At 71.7% G+C, this 20,723-nt stretch carries 17 protein-coding genes and 1 tRNA gene; 1 reads left to right on the top strand and 17 read right to left on the bottom strand.

Translation table 11 applies throughout. The annotated features are described in order from the left end of the window. Window positions 1-72: 72 nt before the first annotated feature. The 17 genes from atpB to ACZ6EM_RS11125 form a co-directional block, all read right to left on the bottom strand. Window positions 73-885: a F0F1 ATP synthase subunit A gene (atpB, locus tag ACZ6EM_RS11205; protein ID WP_380538228.1), complete on the bottom strand. Its 813-nt coding sequence runs from the start codon at window positions 883-885 to the stop codon at window positions 73-75. Between the two features lie 285 nt (window positions 886-1,170). Then, a complete protein-coding gene (locus ACZ6EM_RS11200; protein ID WP_401049824.1) occupies window positions 1,171-1,614 on the bottom strand; it encodes a hypothetical protein in 444 nt (147 codons plus the stop codon). A gap of 297 nt (window positions 1,615-1,911) precedes the next feature. Beyond that, window positions 1,912-3,201 (bottom strand): MraY family glycosyltransferase, encoded by a 1,290-nt coding sequence (locus ACZ6EM_RS11195; RefSeq protein ID WP_401049822.1) that lies wholly within the window; start codon window positions 3,199-3,201, stop codon window positions 1,912-1,914. 172 nt (window positions 3,202-3,373) lie between these two features. Then, the gene (locus ACZ6EM_RS11190; protein ID WP_465772267.1) at window positions 3,374-4,654 is read right to left on the bottom strand and encodes a serine hydroxymethyltransferase; all 1,281 of its coding nucleotides are present in this window, start codon (window positions 4,652-4,654) and stop codon (window positions 3,374-3,376) included. Window positions 4,655-4,799: 145 nt separating this feature from the next. Next, the gene (locus tag ACZ6EM_RS11185) at window positions 4,800-5,441 is read right to left on the bottom strand and encodes an arsenate reductase/protein-tyrosine-phosphatase family protein (protein WP_355252781.1); all 642 of its coding nucleotides are present in this window, start codon (window positions 5,439-5,441) and stop codon (window positions 4,800-4,802) included. A gap of 32 nt (window positions 5,442-5,473) precedes the next feature. Then, a complete protein-coding gene (locus tag ACZ6EM_RS11180; RefSeq protein WP_359899969.1) occupies window positions 5,474-6,121 on the bottom strand; it encodes an L-threonylcarbamoyladenylate synthase in 648 nt (215 codons plus the stop codon). A gap of 180 nt (window positions 6,122-6,301) precedes the next feature. Next, on the bottom strand, window positions 6,302-7,168 hold the full coding sequence (gene prmC, locus ACZ6EM_RS11175) for a peptide chain release factor N(5)-glutamine methyltransferase (protein WP_401049816.1): 867 nt from the start codon (window positions 7,166-7,168) through the stop codon (window positions 6,302-6,304). 58 nt (window positions 7,169-7,226) lie between these two features. Continuing rightward, a complete protein-coding gene (gene prfA / locus ACZ6EM_RS11170) occupies window positions 7,227-8,303 on the bottom strand; it encodes a peptide chain release factor 1 (protein ID WP_387690898.1) in 1,077 nt (358 codons plus the stop codon). Between the two features lie 132 nt (window positions 8,304-8,435). Further along, on the bottom strand, window positions 8,436-8,657 hold the full coding sequence (gene rpmE, locus ACZ6EM_RS11165; protein ID WP_030235761.1) for a 50S ribosomal protein L31: 222 nt from the start codon (window positions 8,655-8,657) through the stop codon (window positions 8,436-8,438). 138 nt (window positions 8,658-8,795) lie between these two features. After that, the gene (locus tag ACZ6EM_RS11160; RefSeq protein ID WP_465772266.1) at window positions 8,796-9,932 is read right to left on the bottom strand and encodes an LCP family protein; all 1,137 of its coding nucleotides are present in this window, start codon (window positions 9,930-9,932) and stop codon (window positions 8,796-8,798) included. Between the two features lie 140 nt (window positions 9,933-10,072). Further along, on the bottom strand, window positions 10,073-12,205 hold the full coding sequence (rho, locus tag ACZ6EM_RS11155) for a transcription termination factor Rho (RefSeq protein WP_465772265.1): 2,133 nt from the start codon (window positions 12,203-12,205) through the stop codon (window positions 10,073-10,075). A 603-nt stretch (window positions 12,206-12,808) separates the two neighbouring features. Continuing rightward, entirely contained in the window at window positions 12,809-13,747 is a 939-nt protein-coding gene (thrB, locus tag ACZ6EM_RS11150; protein WP_359899979.1) for a homoserine kinase, read from the bottom strand. A gap of 364 nt (window positions 13,748-14,111) precedes the next feature. Next, window positions 14,112-15,212, bottom strand: a complete 1,101-nt coding sequence (thrC, locus tag ACZ6EM_RS11145) for a threonine synthase (RefSeq protein ID WP_452177027.1) — start codon at window positions 15,210-15,212, stop codon at window positions 14,112-14,114. A gap of 10 nt (window positions 15,213-15,222) precedes the next feature. After that, window positions 15,223-16,515 (bottom strand): homoserine dehydrogenase, encoded by a 1,293-nt coding sequence (locus ACZ6EM_RS11140; RefSeq protein WP_401051477.1) that lies wholly within the window; start codon window positions 16,513-16,515, stop codon window positions 15,223-15,225. A gap of 138 nt (window positions 16,516-16,653) precedes the next feature. Then, window positions 16,654-18,045, bottom strand: coding sequence for a diaminopimelate decarboxylase (gene lysA / locus ACZ6EM_RS11135; RefSeq protein WP_401051479.1), 1,392 nt, complete (start codon window positions 18,043-18,045; stop codon window positions 16,654-16,656). A gap of 89 nt (window positions 18,046-18,134) precedes the next feature. Beyond that, complete coding sequence (argS, locus tag ACZ6EM_RS11130; RefSeq protein WP_401051481.1) at window positions 18,135-19,796, bottom strand: arginine--tRNA ligase; 1,662 nt, start codon at window positions 19,794-19,796, stop codon at window positions 18,135-18,137. Window positions 19,797-19,879: 83 nt separating this feature from the next. Next, the gene (locus ACZ6EM_RS11125) at window positions 19,880-20,371 is read right to left on the bottom strand and encodes a response regulator (protein ID WP_465772303.1); all 492 of its coding nucleotides are present in this window, start codon (window positions 20,369-20,371) and stop codon (window positions 19,880-19,882) included. 178 nt (window positions 20,372-20,549) lie between these two features. On the opposite strand from ACZ6EM_RS11125, the gene ACZ6EM_RS11120 reads away from it, so the two are divergent. Continuing rightward, a tRNA-Arg gene (locus tag ACZ6EM_RS11120) sits at window positions 20,550-20,621 on the top strand. Window positions 20,622-20,723: the final 102 nt, after the last annotated feature.

Genomic DNA, 20,723 nt, shown 5'->3' with positions numbered 1-20,723 from the left:
GGATGGTGTACCGGTGGTGATTGGCCACCGGGCGTTCCGGGGGGTGGTTCAGGAGGGCCGTGGGCCCCTGGCTCAGTGCGCCTCTTCCAGGGCACCGGCGATGTAGCTGCTGGCCAGCATCACGAAGATGTAGGCCTGCAGGAACTGGACCAGCAGCTCGAAGCCGGTGAGGCCGACGGCGACGACGAACGAGGCCGAGCCGTACAGCGCGCCCAGGGTCGGGCTGAGCAGGTACCAGGAGGCGATGGAGAACATCACGATCAGCAGGTGGCCGGCGAACATGTTCGCGAAGGCTCGGACCGCGAGCGTGAAGGGGCGCACGAAGATGTTCGAGAAGAACTCGATCGGCACCAGGATGAACATGACCCAGCCGGGGATGCCCGAGGGCCAGCAGAGGTTCTTGAGACCGCCGACGAAGCCGTGCTTCTTGAAGGTCAGCGTCATGTAGGTGACCCACACGACCGCGGCCAGGCCGGCCGGGAACGCGATCGCCGCCGTCACCGGGAACTGGGCGAACGGGATGACCGACATGATGTTCAGCAGCCATACGAAGAAGAACATCGAGACCAGCATCGGGACGTACTTCTCGCCCTTTTTGCCGATCGTCTCCAGGACGATGGAGCGCTTGACGAAGTCGTAGCCGATCTCACCGACCAGCTGCAGCTTGCCGGGGACCAGCTTCGGCTTCGCGAACGCGGCCCAGAAGAACACCACGACCAGCGCTGCGACGATGATCGACAGCAGCATCGGCTTGTTGAACTCGAAGCTACCGATGGAGAAGATCGGCTCGAACTGGAACTCGTTCAGGCCAGGGGCCGGGAAGCCGCAACCAGCGTCCCCGAAGTGGCAACTGCCTGAGGCGAGGGACGTGAGTTCAGCACTCACCACGGACTCCTTCGTCGTGACGCATGGATACGGCAACCTCGGTGTGTCGGCATGGCCTGCGGCCACGGAGCGGCACTGGTACTTGATGGGTTTCTCGCCGACCCCGCGCGCCGGCGCACAGCACCACAGCGGGATCATCGAAGACTGCGCGGATTCGGGGGGCGATCGGTCCGCTGTCCGGACAGACCTGGCCTCTTCCCGTACTCCGTTGTTGCGACGGACGATAGCAGCCCGTCAGCGCGGCATAAACACCGCCCCCCTCGTTGGGGGGACAGTTGGGCCTCGTCACTGTTGACGCCCCTTGTCGGAGGGCTTGTCGCCCTTCTTTTCGGAGGCGTCGGGGTCGACGTAGAAGGTCTTGGCCTTGAGCGCACCACGCACCTGGAAGCCCGTCCAGATCAGGGCGCAGCCGAGCAGGGTGAAGGCGAAGGCCTGCCGGTTGAAGAGATCGGTGTCCTTGAAGACCGCGAGCACGATGCCGACCAGCAGGATCTGCGTGGTGTACACCAGCAGCGCCGCGGCCATCATGATCTGCGGGTTCGACCTGGTCAGCCGGTCGAGCGCGAACTGGCCGGAGGCGAAGAAGGCCATCACGAGCAGCGCACCGAAGAGGGCACCGAGCAGGCCCTTCCCACCGGCGACGGCGAAGCAGATCGCCATGGCGATGATCCCGGCGGCCGCAGTGGGAATCGCGGCGCCTCGGAGGATCCGGGCGTCGGTGGACGGCATGTCGGCAGCTCCGGCGGCATGTCGATGTGGCGGGGGACGGGCACAGCGGTGGCGGGTGACACCGGACCGAGGCATCGCCGCGGGCCGCCCATCGAAACGGCGGGCCCGGTGAGGGAGACCGACAGGGACGGAAGTCATCCACCTGTCAGGTCTTTCGGCGTGTTCTCGGTACTCGTGAACGGTATCACAAACTATTTGATGAGAGCTTTACCATGAATATGTGGCACCTGTCACACCAACGGCGCAACGGATCCGCCATTCGAGTGAACGCCATCGGATGGACCCTCAACTCCCTTGTCAGTGGCGGCCGGTGGCCTTGTGGTGGGGGTCGACCGCGGTGGAGCCCACGCCGGAGTCCCGGCCGGCTTCACCGAGGAGTTGCTTGTCCTTCGCCGACAGTTCGGCCATCGGACCGCTCTGCTGCCGCCGGTAGCGCGGGGGGACGAAGGACTGCACCGCCCGCGGGGCGCGCGGCCGGAACCGCGGGGTGAGCAGCACCACCAGGCCGACCAGGCAGAGCCCGGCGAGCGTCAGGACGACGGTGCGGCCGGTGTTGGTCACCGAGAAGGCCACCGAACCGAAGGCGATCAGCGCGGCCCAGAAGTACATGATCAGTACGGCGCGGCTGTGCGAGTGACCCACCTGGAGCAGCCGGTGGTGGAGGTGGCGCTTGTCCGCGGCGAACGGGGACTGGCCGGCCCAGGTGCGGCGCACCACCGCGAGCAGCAGGTCGGCCAGCGGCAGCGCGATGACCGTCAGCGGCAGCAGCAGCGGGATGTAGATCGGCACCAGGGCGTGCACGGCGGCGGTCTGCGAACCGGTCTCGTTGCTGATCAGGTCCGGGTCGACCCGGCCGGTGATCGAGATCGCGGCGACGGCCAGCATCAGGCCCAGCATCATCGAGCCGGAGTCGCCCATGAAGATCCGCGCGGGGTGCATGTTGTGCGCCAGGAAGCCCAGGCACATGCCGATCAGCAGCACGCTGAACAGCACGGCGGGGGCCGCGTCGGTGATCGTGTAGCCGTACCAGAGCCGGTAGCTGTACAGGAAGAAGGCCATCGCGGCGATGCAGACCATGCCGCCGGCCAGGCCGTCCAGGCCGTCGATGAAGTTCACCGCGTTCACCATGACGACGACCAGGGTGACCGAGATGACCATGCCCTGGGTCGGGCTGACCGCGACCGGGCCGACACCGGGCACCGGGAGGGTGATCACCGTGACGCCCTGCCAGACCATCACGCCGGCGGCGATCATCTGGCCGCCGAGCTTCACCAGCGCGTCCACGCCCCACTTGTCGTCGAGGACCCCGAGCAGGAACATGATCCCGGCGCCGGACAGCAGCGCGCGGATGTCGGTGCCCTGCGAGAACACCTTGCTCAGGTTGTCGAGCTGGGAGGCGACCAGGATGCCCGCGCACAGTCCGCCGAACATCGCGATGCCGCCGAGCCGCGGCGTGGGCTCGCGGTGCACGTCGCGGGCGCGCACCGGCGGCATGGCGCCGGCCGCGATGGCGAACTTCCGGACCGGGCCGGTCAGCAGGTAGGTGACGGCGGCGGTGCAGAACAGCACCAGCAGATACTCACGCACCACTGGCCTCCTGCATCACTGTCGAACGGGGAAGTACCGAAGGTACTCCCCTGCCTTCCCGGGGTTCGAGGTGCGTCGCCACGGCACACACCTTATTGAGTCGGACGCCGGGACCGTGCATCGCGGTTCGCCCTCCCGGGTAGGAGATCCGGATACCCGCGGAGAACCTCCGTCAGCCACGGTCGGCGAAGGCCAGCGCCAGCTCCCGGACCCGCGCCGCGGCGGGGGCGACCGCGCCCCCGGCGAGCACCCGCGCGATCAGCCCGGCGATCTCCGTCAGCTCGGGCTCCCCCATCCCCTGGCTGGTCACCGTGCCCGTGCCCAGCCGGATGCCGGAGGCCTCGGCGGCCGGCGCCGGGTCGTACGGCAGCGCGCACTTGCCGAGCAGCAGCCCGGCCGCCGCGCAACGCCGCTCGGCCTCCGCTCCGGTCACCCCGAGCGGGCTCACGTCGGCGGTCACCAGATGGGTGTCGGTGCCGCCCGTCAGCGGGCGCATCCCGGCCTCCGCGAGCCCGCCGGCGAGCACCCGCGCCCCGGACACCGCCCGCTGCGCGTACGCCCGGTACGCGGGCCCGGAGGCCTCCGCGAGGGCCACCGCCTTGCCGGCCACCTCGTTCATCGCCGCACCGCCCTGGCTGAACGGGAACACCGCCCGGTCGATCCGCTCGGCCAGCTCCGCGGTGCACAGCAGCAGCCCGCCGCGCGGACCGCGCAGGAGCTTGTGGGTGGCCGCCACGGTCACGTCCGCATACGGCACCGGGGAGGGCGCCACCCCGGCCGCGATCAGCCCGGTGGTCTGCGCGGCGGAGGCGATCAGATAGGCGTCCACCTCGTCGGCGATCTCCCGGAACGCCGCCCAGTCCGGGTGCCGGGGGTGCGAGATCGAGCCCGCCACGATGGCCTTGGGACGGTGCTCCCGGGCCAGGTCGCGGACCTGGTCGAGGTCGATCAGCCCGTCGCTCTCGCGCACGCCGTAACCGGTGAAGGCGAACCAGCGCCCGGAGAAGTTGGCGCGCGAGCCGCAGCTGAGGTGGCCGCCGTGCTCCAGCGACATCGCCAGCACTCCGTCGCCGGGCCGCAGCAGCGCCGCGTACGCCGCCAGCATCGCCGAAGTCGCCGACCGCGGCTGGACGTTGGCGTGCGGGGCGGCGAACAGCTCACGGGCCCGGTCGATCGCCAGCAGCTCGGCGGCGTCCGCCAGCGCGCAGCCGGTGTGGTGCCGGCGGCCCGGGTAGCCCTCGGCGTACTTGTCGATCAGCGGGCCGGTGAGCGCCGCCAGGACGGCGGGGGTGGTCAGGTTCTCCCCCGCCAGCAGCTGGATCGTTTCGGCGCGCCGCTCGGCCTCCGCGGCCAGCAGGTCGGCCAGCTGCGGATCGGCCCGGTGCAGCGCCTCGGACGCCCAGGGGCGCCCGGTCGTCGTGGTGGGGTCGGTCGCGGCATCGGTGACGGTCATGGCGGGGCTCCCGGGCGCTGCGGGGACTGTGTCACCCAGCGTAGGACCGCCGACCGCGCCCGGCCCGCCGAGCCACGGCCGGACGGCCCCATTCAGCGCCTCGGCGCCCGCCCGCGGGCCGTCAGCGCGGCGCGGCGCGGGGACGTCAGCGCGGCGCGGGGACGCCGGTGAGCGCGGTGACCACCGGGTCGACCGCGTGGAATATCTCCTCGCCGCAGTTGCGGAACATGCCGATCGGCGCCCCGTACGGGTCGTCCAGCTCGTCCGACTCCGGGGTGGCGGCCAGCAGCCAACCGCGCAGCGCGGCGGCCGCCCGGACCAGCGCGCGGGCCCGCTCGGTGACGTCGGCGCCGCGCCGGGGGTCCGGCAGGGTGCCCGGGTCTATCGTCCGCACCAGGCGGGTGAACTCCTTCAGCGTGAAGGTGCGCAGCCCCGCCTCGTGACCCATCGAGATCACCTGGGCGCGGTGGTCCAGCGTCGCGGTGAGCACCAGGTCGGCCTCGACCACGTGCTCGTCCAGCAGCTCGCGGCCGGTGAAGCCCCCGCTGTCGGCGCCGTACTCGTCGAGCACGGTCGCGGCGTGGTCCTCCATCGGCGCGCCCTCGTGGCCCCAGGTGCCGGCGCTCTCGACCAGGATCCGCCCGGCCACCCGGGGGCTCAGCCGGGTGTCCAGCTCACGCCGGGTCAGCCGCTCGGCGATCGGCGAGCGGCAGATGTTCCCGGTGCAGACGAACAGGATCCGGAAGTGGTCCAGCGGCCTGGGGCCCACGCTCAGGTACGGCGCTATGCCCGGCCCGGCGTGGAGCGAGGCGGTGGGCGTCAACTGCCGGCCTCCAGGTCGGGGACGACCTCCCTCAGCTGCTCGACACTGATCGCACCGGCCCGCAGCAGGACCGGGACCTTGCCCGTGACGTCGACGATCGACGAGGTGGCGGAGTCCTCGGCCGCCCCGCCGTCCAGGTAGACCGAGATCGCGTCGCCGAGCTGGGCCTGGGCCTCGTCGCAGGTCAGCGGGGGCGTCCCGCCGATCCGGTTGGCGCTGGAGACGGCCAGCGGGCCGGTGGCGTTCAGCAACTCGATGGCGACCGGGTGCAGCGGCATCCGGACCGCGACGGTGCCGCGGGTGTCGCCGAGGTCCCAGCGCAGCGAGGGCTGGTGCCGGGCGACCAGGGTGAGCCCGCCGGGCCAGAAGGCGTCGACCAACTCCCAGGCCTGCTCGGAGAAGTCGGTGACCAGGCCGTGCAGGGTGGTCGGCGAGCCGACCAGCACCGGCGAGGGCGTGTTGCGGCCCCGGCCCCGGGCGGCCATCAGCTCGGCGACGGCCTCCGGGGAGAAGGCGTCCGCACCGACCCCGTACAGGGTGTCGGTGGGCAGCACGACGAGTTCGCCGCGGCGGACGGCCGAGGCGGCCTCGCGCAGACCGGTGGCGCGGTCCCCGGCATCGGCACAGTCGTAGCGGCGGCTCATCGGTGCGGTCCCCTTCCGGAGTGGCTCATGGCAGTCACTACGGCCGCCACTGTGGTCACAGCGCGGCCTTGCGCGCTGTCGTGCAGCGCTTGGTGTTCACGACCCGACCCTCCGGGCGGTCGTACTGCGCCCGACTGTTCACGACCCGACCCTCCGGGCGGTCGTACTGCGCCCGACTGTTCACGACCCGACCCTCCGGGCGGTCGTGAAGCGCGGCCGGTTGTTCAGGTCGCGGTGGTCGGCGGTGTCCGTCCAGCCGTGTTCCTCGTTGAAGATCCACGGCACCTGGCCGCCCTGCTGGTCGGCGTGCTCGATGACCACCGCGCCGCCCGGGCGCAGCAGTCGGGCCGCGACCCGCTCGATGCCCCGGATGGTGTCCAGGCCGTCCTCGCCGGAGAACAGCGACATCTGCGGGTCGTGGTCGCGGGCCTCCGGCGCGACGTACTCCCACTCGGTGAGCGGGATGTACGGCGGGTTGGAGATGACCAGGTCGAAGCGGCCGTCCCAGGAGCGGTCGTCCTCGAAGGCCCTGGTGGCGTCACCGGCGTGCAGGGTGACCCGGGCGCGGTCCGGGCTGGCCTCGATGTTGCGCCGGGTGTACTCCAGCGCGCCCTCGTCCAGTTCGAAGGCGTGCACGGTCGAGCGCGGCAGCTCCTGGGCCAGGGCGAGGGCGATCGCGCCGGAGCCGGAGCACAGGTCCACCACCAGCGGCTCGGCCACGTCCATGTCGCGCACCGCGTCTATCGCCCACTCGACGACCGTCTCGGTCTCCGGCCGGGGCACGAACACCCCGGGGCCGACCTCCAGTTCGAGGTAGCGGAAGAACGCCCGCCCGGTGATGTGCTGGAGCGGCTCGCGTGCCTCGCGGCGGGAGACGGCCTCCCAGTAGCGGGCGTCGAAGTCGCCGTCCTTCACCGTGTGCAGCTGGCTGCGCTTGACGTTGTGGACGTAGGCGGCGAGCTCCTCCGCGTCGAAGCGCGGCGACGGCACGCCGGCCGCGGCCAACCGCTGGGTGGCCTGGGCCACCTCGGCGAGCAGCAGGTTCATCCGTACGACCTCTTGTTTCTCCGGCTCCGGGCGAAACGCGGGCTGGGGCGCGCCGGTCTCAGTTCTCTTGGGCCGCGGCGAGCTTGGCCGCCGCGTCCTTGTCGACGCAGGACTGGATCACCGCGTTCAGGTCGCCGTCCAGGACCTGGTCCAGGTTGTACGCCTTGAATCCGGTGCGGTGGTCCGAGATGCGGTTCTCGGGGTAGTTGTACGTGCGGATCCGCTCGGAGCGGTCCACGGTGCGGACCTGGCTGCGGCGCGCGTCCGAGGCCTCCCGCTCGGCCTCCTCCTGCGCGGCGGCCAGCAGCCGCGAACGCAGGATGCGCATCGCCTGCTCCTTGTTCTGGAGCTGGCTCTTCTCGTTCTGGCAGGACGCCACGATACCGGTCGGCAGGTGGGTGATCCGGACCGCGGAGTCGGTGGTGTTGACCGACTGGCCGCCGGGGCCGGAGGAGCGGTAGACGTCGATCCGCAGGTCGTTGGCGACGATCTCGACCTCGACCTCCTCCGCCTCGGGGGTGACCAGCACGCCCGCCGCGGAGGTGTGGATGCGGCCCTGCGACTCGGTGGCGGGGACGCGCTGCACGCGGTGCACGCCGCCCTCGTACTTCAGCCGGGCCCAGACGCCCTGGCCGGGCTCGGTGCTGCCCTTGGTCTTCACGGCCACCGAGACGTCCTTGTAGCCGCCGAGGTCGGACTCGTTGGAGTCGATGAGCTCGGTCTTCCAGCCGACCCGCTCCGCGAAGCGCAGGTACATCCGGAGCAGGTCGCCGGCGAACAGCGCGGACTCCTCGCCGCCCTCGCCCGCCTTGATCTCCAGGATGACGTCCTTGTCGTCGCTCGGGTCGCGCGGCACCAGCAGCAGCCGCAGCTCCTCGGTGAGCTCGTCCCGGCGTGCCTCGGAGTCCTTCACCTCGGCGAGGAACTCCGGTTCCTCGGCGGCGAGTTCGCGCGCGGCCTCGATGTCCTCGCCGGCCTGCCGCCACTGCCGGTAGACCCGGGTGATCGGGGTCAGCTCGGCGTACCGCTTGGCCAGCTTGCGGGCGTTGTTCTGGTCGGCGTGGACGGACGGGTCGGCCAGCCTCGTTTCGAGGTCGGCGTGCTCGACGAGGAGCTCTTCGACTGCCTCGAACATGGGGTGGCCTTCTTCCCGGGGACTCGGAAACGTGTGGGGGGTGGGGAACTCGCGGGGGGACGCGAACGGCGCCGGCCCCCAGCGCCCCCGACAACGAGTACGGGGGCACCGGGAACCGGCGCCGAGGGAGCGCTAGGCCTTCGCGCTGTGCTGCTTGCCGAAGCGGGCCTCGAAGCGGGCCACGCGGCCACCGGTGTCGAGGATCTTCTGCTTGCCGGTGTAGAACGGGTGGCACTGCGAGCAGACCTCGGCGCGGATCTCGCCACTGGTCTCGGTCGAGCGGGTGGTGAACTCGGCACCGCAGGTGCAGGTCACACGGGTGACCACGTACTCGGGGTGAACGTTGGACTTCAAGGGGTTCTCCTAGGTTTCGGGAGGGCGCCGGGTCGGCGGCTGGAGCGCCGCACGTGAACCGGGACCGACGGACCAGTCTGCCAGGACCGGCCGCATCTTCCCAAACCGGGTCGCGTTCCGGGATATTCCGGGCGCCCCTCAGTGCGCCGTTCCGGCCTTCGGGGTGGCCTTCCCGGTGTCCCGTGCGGCCGTCGAGGGGGCCGCCGAGGGGGCGGCCGTGGGAGCCGCCTGGGCGGGGTTCTCCGGCTGCGCGGAGACGACCGCCGGCGGGAACGCCTGGTCGGCCTTGAGCGCCCCCCAGACCTGCCCGGCCTGCGGCTGCTGCTCGACCACCCGGTTCGGGTCGCTGGGCGCCGTCTCCACCGGCAGGGTGACCATGCTCAGCTGGTCCGGGCCTATCCCCTTGAGCTCCTGGGCGAGCCCGACCAGCGAGTTCACCGAGCCGAGCGCGGAGTCGGTGGTGATGCTCCTGGTCACGGTGTCGCCGATCGACCACAGCTTGACCGGGTTGGTGAGCATCCCGTTCCCCCCGACCTGCTGCAGCAGCGACTTCACCATCTGCTTCTGGAGCTCGATCCGGCCGAGGTCGCTGCCGTCGCCGACGCCGTGCCGGGTGCGCACGAAGGCCAGCGCCTGCCGGCCGTCCAGGTGGTGCTCGCCGGGCGGCAGGTCGAGCCCGCTGTCCTGGTCGTGGATGGCCACCGCGGTGGTCACGGTGGCCCCGCCCATCGCGTCCACGACCCGGGCGAAGCCGGCGAAGTCGATCTGCAGGTAGTGGTCCATCCGCAGCCCGGTGAGCTGCTCGGTGGTCCTGACGGCGCAGACCGCGCCGCCGCTCTCGAAGGCGCTGTTGTACATCGCGCGCTTGGCGCCGGGCACGGTCCGGCCGCTCGGGTCGGTGCAGTCGGGGCGGGTGACCAGGGTGTCGCGCGGGATCGAGACGACCTGGGCGCGGGAGTGGTCCTGGTTGATGTGCACCACCATCGCGGTGTCCGAGCGGGCGGTGTCGCCGGTGTCCCCGCCCGCGATCGAGCCGTTGTCGCCGCCGCGCGAGTCGGAGCCGAGCACCAGGATGTTGAAGGAGCCGTCGGTGGCGGCCGGCGGCCGGGCGTCGCCGAGCCGGGCGTCGATGTCGACGCTCTTGATGTTGCCGTTGAGCCTGAACCAGGCGAAGAGGGCCGCGCCGGCGCCGAGGACGACGAGCGCGACGAACGCGCAGGCGGCCGTCCGCAGGACTCTGCGGCGGCGCCCTGGAACCCTCTTGTGTTCGGCCATACGGTCCAGAGTAAATCGGACAACATGATCCAAACGCCCTCAAGTTGTCCCGACTCTGGAACAAACCGGGCCGGACGCACGGAACCCCGGACCGCTCGCGCGATCCGGGGTTCCGTGCTCGGACAACCGTCCGGCTACGGTCAGTCGTTGGAGCCGGGGGTGGTCTTGGCGATCTGCATCAGGAACTCGGCATTGCTCTTGGTCTGCTTCATCTTGTCCAGGAGCAGCTCGATCGCCTGCTGCGAGTCGAGCGCGTGCAGCACCCGGCGCAGCTTCCAGACGATGGCCAACTCCTCGCTGCCGAGCAGGATCTCCTCCTTGCGGGTGCTGGAGGCGTCCACGTCGACGGCCGGGAAGATGCGCTTGTCCGAGAGCTTCCGGTCGAGCTTGAGCTCCATGTTGCCGGTGCCCTTGAACTCCTCGAAGATCACCTCGTCCATGCGCGAGCCGGTCTCGACCAGCGCGGTGGCCAGGATGGTCAGCGAGCCGCCGTTCTCGATGTTGCGCGCGGCACCGAAGAACTTCTTCGGCGGGTACAGCGCGGTCGAGTCGACACCACCGGACAGGATGCGGCCGGAGGCCGGCGCGGCCAGGTTGTAGGCGCGGCCGAGACGGGTGATCGAGTCCAGCAGGATGACCACGTCGTGGCCCAGCTCGACCAGGCGCTTGGCGCGCTCGATGGCCAGCTCGGCGACGGTGGTGTGGTCCTCGGCCGGGCGGTCGAAGGTCGAGGAGATGACCTCGCCCTTCACCGACCGCTGCATGTCGGTGACCTCTTCCGGACGCTCGTCGACCAGGACGACCATCAGGTGGCACTCGGGGTTGTTGTGGGTGATCGCGTTGGCGACCGCCTGGAGCACCATGGTCTTGCCGGTCTTCGGCGGCGCGACGATCAGACCGCGCTGGCCCTTGCCGATCGGCGACACCAGGTCGATGATCCGGGTGGTCAGCACACCCGGGTCGGTCTCCAGGCGCAGCCGCTCCTGCGGGTAGAGCGGGGTGAGCTTGTTGAACTCGGGGCGGCCGCGGCCGCTCTCCGGGTCCATGCCGTTGACGGAGTCCAGCCGCACCATGGCGTTGAACTTCTCGCGGCGCTCGCCGTCCTTGGGCTGGCGCACCGCGCCGGTGATGGCGTCGCCCTTGCGCAGGCCGTTCTTGCGGACCTGGGCGAGCGAGACGTAGACGTCGTTCTGGCCCGGCAGGTAGCCGGAGGTGCGCACGAACGCGTAGTTGTCGAGGATGTCGAGGATGCCCGCGACCGGGATCAGGACGTCGTCCTCGCCGATCTGCGGCTCGGCGGGGCCGGCCTCGAAGCCGTCGCGGCCGCGACGGCCACGGCGGTCGCGGTAGCGCCCGCGCCGGCCACGGCGGCCATCGCCGAACTCGTCGTCCTCGTAGCCGCCCTGCTGGATCTGCGGCTGCTGGGCCTGCTGGGTCTGGCGGCCCTGCTGGTCGGCCTGGCCGCCCTGCTGCTGGCCGCCGCCCTGCTGGGACTGGCGGTCGGTGCGGTCGGTGCGGTCGGTGCGGTCGGTGCGCTCGCGGCGGTTGCGGCGGTCGCGGCGCGACTCGCGGCTGTCGGCGTCCTGGGCCTCGCCGGCCTCCTGGCGCTCGGTGCGCTCCGTACGCTCGGTGCGCTCGCCGCCCTCGCGGCGCTCACGCCGCTCACGGCGGTCGCGACGGCTCTCACGGCCGTCCTCACGGCCCTCGAAGCCGCGGGTCTCGGCCGGGCGGGCCTCGGCCTGCTTCGGCTCGGCGACCGCGACGGTGGCGGCCTCGGCCGGGGCCTCCGCGACCGGGGCGGTGGGCGCGCCGGCCGCCGAGGTGGCCCGGCGGCGGGTGCGCTCGGTACGGGCGGGCGCGGCGGTCTCGGCGGCGGCCTGGACCGGGATCTCGATCTGGGCCTGCGGCTCGGCGGCGGCCGGAGCCTCGGCCGTCTTGGCGGCGGCCTTGGTACGGCGGGCCGGCTTCTCGGCCGGGGCCTCGGCGTCCGCCTTGGCGGCGGTGCGCTTGGCGGCCGGGGCGGCGCCACCGGCGGCGAGCAGCGGGTCCCCGCCGCTCTTCTCCTTGATGGTCTCGATCAGCTGGCTCTTGCGCATGCGTCCGGTACCGGTGATGCCAAGGTCCGCGGCGAGCTTCTGCAGCTCGGCCAGGACCATGCCGTCCAGGCCCGCGGCGGCGCTGCGGCGGCGCCGGGCCGGGGCAGCGGGGGCGGCGGCTGCGTCCGACGCCTCGGCGTCCGGGCGCGCGCCCATCAGATCGGTGGAGTCGCTCACTAAGGGTCCTTCCCTGGAGCGGACGTCGGCCTGTCTGGCTCGGCGACCGGTTGTGCTGTCCTGACCAACGCTCGACTGCGTCGGTCCGAGGCGGTGATCCCTCGAATGGCGGGAGCCCGTCGAGGGAGAGCTACGTACGAGGTGCGGTGCTTGAAGCACGGTGGTGCTGAGTGGCGCGTGGGCCGGTCGTGTGTCGACCTCCCCTGAGGGCGTAACCCCCACGCTCCCTGCGAATCCCGGGCCCCCGTCGCGTGACGGTGGCCCGCGCTCCGCCCGTCCTGGCCTCAAGGTGGGAGGCCGCGGGTGGGAGTCAGGTGCCGTCACGGCTTCGGGATGCGGCCGCGTGTCGCGCAGGCAGGCTGCGTACGCGCTGCGGTGGGCTCCCGGAGAATCGTCGCCCCGTGCATCGCCGGGACTCCACTGCCGTGGAGTGCTGGGATCGGGACGCGGCGCACCTAGCCCCGGAGGGCACCTGGTGCAGCAATGAGGTTAACACTACCGACCCCCTCAGACATTCCCCAGCCTTGCGCTTGCCAATCGTGTCCGCCGGACCCGGCTCGGCAGGGTGCCGGCGCCGGGTCCCGAGCGGCCCGTTCGGGCTGCTCAGACGTCCAGCGGGAGCACGACGGCCCCGGTGCGGTCGACGTCCAGCCGGTGCGCGGCGAACGCCGGGTCGCCGCCGTGGCCGTGGTGCCCGGCGAAGGAGAGCACCTTGTCGGCGCCCGCCTCGTCGGTCAGCGCCAGGACGGTCGGGCCGGCCCCGGAGATGACCGCGGGGACGCCCTCGGCGCGCAGCGCGCCGACCAGGGCGGCGCTGTCCGGCATCGCGGAGGCGCGGTAGTCCTGGTGCAGCCGGTCCTCGGTGGCGGCGAGGAGCAGCTCGGGGCGCCTGGTCAGCGCCTCCACCAGCAGTGCGGAGCGGCCGGCGTTGACGGCCGCGTCGGCCAGCGGGACGGTCCTCGGCAGCAGTCCGCGCGCGGTCTCGGTGAGCACTTCGCCGGCCGGTACGAACACCACCGGGACGACCTGCTCGGACGGCTCCAGCGCGACCGCCTTGGCCGACTCCTCGTCGGTCCAGGCGATGGTGAAGTTGCCGCGCAGGCAGGCCGCGACGTTGTCCGGGTGGCCCTCCAGCTCGGAGGCGAGGGCCAGCAGCGCGTCGTCGTCCAGCGCGGACGGGCCGCCGATGGTCACGGCGCGGGCGGCCACGATGCCGGCGCAGATGGCGGCCGAGGAGGAGCCGAGGCCGCGGCCGTGCGGTATCCGGTTGGCGCAGACCACTTCGAGGCCCCGCGGCTGGCCGCCGAGCCGGTCGAAGGCGGCGCGCATCGAGCGGACCAGCAGGTGGCGCTCGTCGCGCGGCAGCGTGTCGGAGCCCTCACCGGCGATGTCGACGGAGAGGCCGGAGTCGGCGACCCGGACGACGACGTCGTCGTAGAGACCCAGCGCGAGCCCGAAGGCGTCGAAGCCCGGGCCGAGGTTGGCGCTGGTCGCGGGAACCCTGACCCGGACGGCGGCGGCACGGAACGCAGGACCGGCCATGCGGTGGACTCTCCTGGGGAAATCGGGCGGCGCGGAGCGCGTCGTCGGTGCGAGGGTGGGGAACGGACCGCGGCCCCTCGGGGGGCGGGCGGTCGCGACGGTCGGCGCGGCCCGGACCCGCCGGGCCCGGGGCATGTGCCGCACGGCCGAGGCCAGAGTATCGAAGAGAGGTTCCCCAGCGGTACACCCCGTGGGCCTTCGATCTGGTGTGTTGCCGGTTCTGGCCGGAATGCACACCCCCCTCCGTCAGAGGGAGGGCTGGAAACGGATCGCAATGCGCAGCCCAATTGACACAAAAGTGTCAGTCGAGAACTCCGACGGGCCGACCCCCGAAAGGGTCGGCCCGTCGACGTGCCGGCGCCCGTTACCGGTCGAGCAGTCCGAGGCTGCGGGCGGCCGCCTCCGGGTCGATCGGGACGATCTGCGGCTGCGGCGCGCCGGCCACCGCCCAGTCCGGGTCCTTCAGGCCGTTGCCGGTCACGGTGCAGACGATCCGCTGGCCCGGGTCGACCAGGCCGGCCTCCGCCTTGGCCAGCAGACCGGCCACCGAGGCGGCCGAGGCCGGCTCCACGAAGACGCCCTCCTGCGAGGCCAACAGCCGGTAGGCGGACAGGATCTGACGGTCCGTCACCTTGTCGATGAGGCCGCCGGACTCGTCCCGCGCGGCGAGCGCGAAGTCCCAGGAGGCCGGGTTGCCGATCCGGATCGCGGTGGCGATGGTCTGCGGCTTGAGCACCGGCGCGCCGTCCACGATCGGGGCCGAGCCGGAGGCCTGGAAGCCCCACATCCGCGGGGTGCGGGTGGCGAGGCCGTCCGCGGCGTACTCGCGGTAGCCCTTCCAGTACGCGGTGATGTTGCCCGCGTTGCCGACCGGCAGGACGTGGATGTCCGGGGCGTCGCCGAGCATGTCGACGATCTCGAAGGCCGCGGTCTTCTGGCCCTCGATCCGCACCGGGTTGACCGAGTTGACCAGCGCCACCGGGTACTTCTCGGACAGTTCGCGCGCGAGGGTGAGGCAGTCGTCGAAGTTCCCGTCGACCTGCAGGATCCTGGCGCCGTGCACCAGCGCCTGGCCCATCTTGCCGAGGGCGATCTTGCCCTGCGGGACGAGCACCGCGCAGACCATCCCGGCCCGCACCGCGTACGCGGCGGCGGAGGCCGAGGTGTTGCCGGTGGACGCGCAGATGACCGCCTGCGCGCCCTCCTCCTTGGCCTTGGAGATGGCCATCGTCATCCCGCGGTCCTTGAAGGAACCGGTCGGGTTGGCGCCCTCGACCTTGAGGTAGACCTCGCAGCCCGTGCGCTCGGAGAGCACCTGGGCGGGGACCAGGGGCGTGCCGCCCTCCAGCAGGGTGACCACCGGGGTGGCCGCGGTGACCGGCAGGCGGTCCCGGTACTCCTCGATCAGGCCGCGCCACTGGTGGGTGTGCGCGCCTCGGACGACGTTCTCGGCAACGGCGTTCATGGCTGGTTCCTTATTCCCCTTCGACCCTCATGATGCTGGCCACGTCCCGCACGCTGTCCAGCGCGCGGAGCTTGTCGACCGTCGCCGACAGCGCGGCGTCGGTGGCACGGTGGGTGACCACGACGAGCGAGGCGTCGCCGTCGCGGCCCTGCTGGCGCACGGTGTCGATGGACACGCCGTGCTCGGCGAAGACGGACGCGACCTGCGCGAGCACGCCCGCGCGGTCGTCCACGTCCAGGCTGACGTGGTAGCGGGTGACCACCTCGTCCATCGGCTTGGCCGGCAGCCGGGTGTACACCGAGTCACCGGGACCGGTGGCGCCGGCCAGCTTGTTGCGGCAGACCGCGACCAGGTCGCCGAGCACCGCGGAGGCGGTCGGCGAACCGCCCGCGCCCGGGCCGTAGAACATCAGCCGGCCGGCCGCCTCGGCCTCGACGAACACCGCGTTGTACGCCTCGCGGACGGAGGCCAGCGGGTGCGACAGCGGGATCATCGCCGGGTGGACGCGCGCGGTGACGGACTCGCCGTCCGCGGCCCGCTCGCAGATCGCGAGCAGCTTGACCACGCAGCCCATCTCCTTGGCGGAGGCGATGTCGGCCGCGGTCACCTCGGTGATGCCCTCGCGGTAGACGTCCGCCGCGGTGACCTTGGTGTGGAAGGCGATGCCGGCCAGGATCGCGGCCTTGGCGGCGGCGTCGAAGCCCTCGACGTCGGCCGTCGGGTCGGCCTCGGCGTAGCCCAGCGCGGTGGCCTCCTCCAGCGCCTCCGAGTAGCCGGCGCCGGTGGTGTCCATCTTGTCGAGGATGAAGTTGGTGGTGCCGTTGACGATGCCCAGCACCCGGTTGACCTTGTCACCCGCGAGGGACTCGCGCAGCGGACGCAGCAGCGGGATCGCGCCCGCCACCGCGGCCTCGTAGTACAGGTCCACCCCGGCCGCGGCGGCCGCGGCGTGCAGCTCGGTGCCGTCCTTGGCGAGCAGCGCCTTGTTGGCGCTGACCACCGAGGCGCCCTGCCCGAAGGCGGACAGGATCAGCGATTTGGACGGCTCGATGCCGCCCACCACCTCGACCACCACGTCGATGTCGCCCCGGTTGACCAGGGCCTCGGCGTCGGTGGTGATCAGGTGCTCGGGGACGCCCGGGCGGGTCCGCCCGGCGCGGCGGACCGCGATCCCGGCCAGCTCGACCGGAGCACCGATGCGAGCGGCGAGGTCGTCGGCCGTCGTCGTCATGATGCGCGCCACCTCGGAGCCCACCACACCACAACCCAGCAACGCCACCTTCAGCGGGCGCGTACGCATCATCCGACTCCGCTCTGCATTCATCAGCTTCGGTAATTTCCGGCGGGTTTTCCTGGACCGCCGGGAACTTCGGTCCGTACCAGTCTCCGGGACTTTCCGTACGGATCTACGGTCGTTCCATGATCTGAGACAAGGATTTCGTCATCCGATATCCAGACGCAGGAGATCCTCCTCCGTCTCGCGCCGGACGATCACCCGCGCCGCACCGTCCTTGACGGCGAGCACGGGGGGCTTGAGGGCGTGGTTGTAATTGCTCGCCATCGAACGGCAGTAGGCGCCGGTGGCGGGCACCGCGATCAGGTCGCCGGCGGTCAGGTCGGCCGGCAGGAAGGCGTCCCGGACGACGATGTCGCCGGACTCGCAGTGCTTGCCGACCACCCGCACCAGCATCGGCTCGGCGTCGCTGGTGCGCGACACCAGGGCCACCGAGTACTCGGCGTCGTACAGCGCGGTGCGGATGTTGTCGGACATCCCGCCGTCCACGCTGACGTAGGTGCGCAGGCCCTCCAGCGGCTTGACGGTGCCGACCTCGTACAGCGTGAACGCCGTCGGGCCCACGATCGCCCGGCCCGGCTCCACGCTCAGCCGGGGGGTGTCCAGGTTCGCGGCGGCGCACTCGCGGCGGACGATGTCGGCCAGCGCGGCCGCGATCTCGGCCGGCTCGCGCGGGTCGTCCTCGCTGGTGTACGCGATGCCGAGGCCGCCGCCGAGGTCGATCTCGGGCAGCTCGACGCCGTGCTCGTCGCGGATCCCGGCCAGCAGGCCGACCACCCGGCGGGCGGCCACCTCGAAGCCGGCCATGTCGAAGATCTGCGAGCCGATGTGCGAGTGGATGCCGCGCAGCTCCAGGCTGTCGTGGCCGAGCACCCGGCGCACCGCCTCGGCGGCCGCGCCCCCGGTGAGGGACAGGCCGAACTTCTGGTCCTCGTGCGCGGTGGCGATGAACTCGTGGGTGTGCGCCTCGACGCCGACGGTGATCCGGATCAGCACCTGCTGGCGCACGCCCTGGCGGGCGGCGATCGCGGCCAGGCGCTCGATCTCGTCGTAGGAGTCGACCACGATGTGCCCGACGCCGGTCCTCACCGCGTGTTCGAGCTCGTCCGCCGACTTGTTGTTGCCGTGCAGCGCGATCCGCCGCGGCGGCATCCCGGCGGCCAGCGCGACCGCCAGCTCGCCCGCGCTGCACACGTCGAGGTTGAGGCCCTCCTCGTGCAGCCAGCGCACGACGGCCTTGGAGAGGAACGCCTTGCCGGCGTAGTAGACGTCCGCCTCGGTGCCGAAGGCGTCCCGCCAGGCGCGCGCCCGGGAGCGGAAGTCCTCCTCGTCCAGCACGTAGGCGGGGGTGCCGAACTCGGCGGCCAGCCGCTTGACGTCGACGCCGCCGACGGTGGCCACGCCCTCGGCGTCGCGGGCGACGGTGCGCGACCAGACCTTGGGGTCGAGCGCGTTCAGGTCGGCGGGCGGGGCCTGGTAGTGGCCCTCGGGCAGGACGTCGCCGTGGCGGGGGCCTGCCGGGTGTGCGGAGCGGCTCATCTTCGTAGATCCTTCGAGACCTATGGCGAGGGGCGGCGACGGTCCCCGTTGACCGTCAGCCGCCCCCGCTGTGCGCTTGGGGGTGGTGCCTACATCCGCTCGGGCGCCGTCACGCCCAGGAGCGTGAGGCCGTTGGCGAGCACGGTGCGCGTCGCCTCGACCAGCCAGAGGCGGGCGCGGTGCGTGTCGTTGAGCTCCTCGTCGCCCTTGGGCAGGAACATGCAGTTCTCGTACAGGCGGTGGTATTTGCCCGCGAGCTTCTCCAGGTACACGGCGACCCGGTGCGGCTCGCGCAGCTCGCCGGCCGTGGCCAGCACCCGCGGGAACTCCGCGAGGTGGCCGAGCACGTCGGACTCCCATTCGGTGGCGAGCAGCTCGGGCTTGAACTGCTCGACCGTGCCCTTGTCCACGCCCAGCTCGGCGGCCTTGCGCGCCACGCCGCACATCCGGGTGTGCGCGTACTGGACGTAGAAGACCGGGTTCTCGTTGGTCTGGCTGGTCAGCAGGTTGATGTCCAGCGTGATCGTCGAGTCCGTGGAGGAGCGCGCCAGGGTGTAGCGGGCGGCGTCCACGCCGATCCACTCGACCACGTCGTCGATCGTGATGATGTTGCCGGCCCGCTTGGACATGCGGACCTCTTCGCCGTCGCGAAGCATCTTCACGAACTGGCCGATCTTCACCTCGATGTTGTGGTTCATGTCGTCGCCCGCGCAGGCCGAGATGGCCTTGAGGCGGTTGACGTAGCCGTGATGGTCGGCGCCCAGCATGTAGAGCGCGACCTCGGCGCCGCGGTCCCGCTTGGACAGGTAGTACGCGGCGTCGGCGGCGAAGTAGGTCTTGTCGCCGTCGGCCTTGATCAGGACGCGGTCCTTGTCGTCACCGAAGTCGGTGGTGCGCAGGAAGACCGCGCCGTCCTGCTCGAAGACGTGGCCCTGCTCGCGCAGCCGGTCGATGGCCTTCTCGACCGCGCCGGAGTCGTGCAGCGTCTTCTCCGAGAACCACACGTCGAAGTGGGTGCCGAACTCGTCCATCGAGCGCTGGATCTCGGACACCATGAGCTTGAGGCCCTCGGTGCGGAAGACCTGCAGCTGCTCGTCCTCGGGCAGGTCGAGCACGCCCGGGACCGCGTCGGTGAGCGCCTTGGCGATGTCGACGATGTACTCGCCGACGTACCCGCCCTCGGGCACCTCGCGGCCGTTCGCGGCGGCCTGCAGCGAGGCGGCGAACTTGGTGATCTGCACACCGGCGTCGTTGAGGTAGTACTCGGTGGTGACGTCGGCACCGGAGGCCCGCAGCACGCGCGCCAGCGAGTCGCCGACGGCGGCCCAGCGGACGCCGCCGATGTGGATCGGGCCGGTCGGGTTGGCGGAGACGAACTCCAGGTTGATCTTCAGGCCGCCGAGGGCGTCGTTGCGGCCGTAGGCCTCGCCCGCCTCGACGATGGTGCGCGCCAGCGCACCGGCGGTGGCGGTGTCCAGGGTGATGTTCAGGAAGCCCGGACCGGCGATGTCGACCTTGGCGACGCCGGTGATCCCTCGCAGTCGCTCGACCAGCAGCTCGGCAACGGCTCGCGGCGGCTTGCCGGCCGCCTTGGCGAGCTGGAGGGCCACGTTCGTCGCGTAGTCGCCGTGGTCCCGGTTCTTGGGCCGGTCGACCGTCACGTGCTCGGGCACGGCGACGGCCAGCTCGCCCGCCTCGACGGCGGAGCTCACTGCGGCCTGGATTGCCTGGGAAAGGTCTGCGGGGGTCACGACGCCAAGCGTAGGCGAGACGGGGTGCCCGCCCGCCACTCGGTTTACCGGTTGAGACGCCGGGGTGCCGTCGTTACGGGGTCTCAGCCGCGATCGGTGCGCCCTGTTCGCTCAGGGCGAACTGCGGCGGCGGCTTCACCGGCCCTGTCGCCGGCCTGCTCGCCGCCCTCCTCGCCGGCCTCTTCGCCGGGCGGCCCGCCGGGGTGCCCGGTGAGCCGCATCAGACGTCGCACCAGGTCCACCAGGTCGGCCGGATCGAAGGGCTTGCCGAGGTAGCCGTCCACCCCGACCGTCTCCCCCAGGTCGAGGTCCGCCGGGGTGCAGGCGCTCACGATCGCGATCGGCAGCCGGCTGGTGTCCGGGGTCGCGCGCAGCCGGGCCGCCGTCCGCAGGCCGTCAAGCCGCGGCATCACCACGTCCAGCGTCACCACGTCCGGCTGCACCCGGCGGATGACCTCCAGGCACTCGGCGCCGTCGGCGGCGGTCACCACCTCGAAGCCTTCGAGCTCCAGGTTGACCCTGATCAGCTGGCGGATCACCTCGCTGTCGTCCACCACGAGGACCCGCCCGGACACTCCCGACACCTCACCGAGGGTATCGGCGGCCCCGCCGCCCCGTCCGGCCTTTGGGCACTTCCGCTCCCCCGCCCGCCGGGCCGCCGCGACGATCTTCGGGGAAACCCGTGCACGGGCCGCGTCCGAAGCCTGGTAGTGTTCTCCACGTCGGAAGCGCGAGCGACCGACAGGCCAACAGGCCCCCGTAGCTCAGGGGATAGAGCACCGCCCTCCGGAGGCGGGTGCGTAGGTTCGAATCCTACCGGGGGCACTCACGCAGTGATGGCGAGAGTGTAATCAGGGCCCAGATCAGTGGAGTTGATCCACGATCTGGGCCTTTGTCGTGTTCCGGGCCCGGTGGGGCCGGACGGGG

The sequence above is a fragment of the Kitasatospora sp. NPDC041917 genome, from assembly GCF_055589745.1.
This window is presented reverse-complemented; position numbering and strand designations above follow the sequence as displayed.

What these genes read in the sequence shown, in the direction of transcription:
- ACZ6EM_RS11200 (WP_401049824.1), bottom strand. Translation starts at nt 1,614, where the DNA reads ATGCCGTCCACCGACGCCCGGATCCTCCGAGGCGCCGCGATTCCCACT.
- ACZ6EM_RS11190 (WP_465772267.1), bottom strand. Translation starts at nt 4,654, where the DNA reads ATGACCGTCACCGATGCCGCGACCGACCCCACCACGACGACCGGGCGC.
- ACZ6EM_RS11180 (WP_359899969.1), bottom strand. Translation starts at nt 6,121, where the DNA reads ATGAGCCGCCGCTACGACTGTGCCGATGCCGGGGACCGCGCCACCGGT.
- prmC (WP_401049816.1), bottom strand. Translation starts at nt 7,168, where the DNA reads ATGAACCTGCTGCTCGCCGAGGTGGCCCAGGCCACCCAGCGGTTGGCC.
- prfA (WP_387690898.1), bottom strand. Translation starts at nt 8,303, where the DNA reads ATGTTCGAGGCAGTCGAAGAGCTCCTCGTCGAGCACGCCGACCTCGAA.
- ACZ6EM_RS11160 (WP_465772266.1), bottom strand. Translation starts at nt 9,932, where the DNA reads ATGGCCGAACACAAGAGGGTTCCAGGGCGCCGCCGCAGAGTCCTGCGG.
- thrB (WP_359899979.1), bottom strand. Translation starts at nt 13,747, where the DNA reads ATGGCCGGTCCTGCGTTCCGTGCCGCCGCCGTCCGGGTCAGGGTTCCC.
- thrC (WP_452177027.1), bottom strand. Translation starts at nt 15,212, where the DNA reads ATGAACGCCGTTGCCGAGAACGTCGTCCGAGGCGCGCACACCCACCAG.
- ACZ6EM_RS11140 (WP_401051477.1), bottom strand. Translation starts at nt 16,515, where the DNA reads ATGATGCGTACGCGCCCGCTGAAGGTGGCGTTGCTGGGTTGTGGTGTG.
- lysA (WP_401051479.1), bottom strand. Translation starts at nt 18,045, where the DNA reads ATGAGCCGCTCCGCACACCCGGCAGGCCCCCGCCACGGCGACGTCCTG.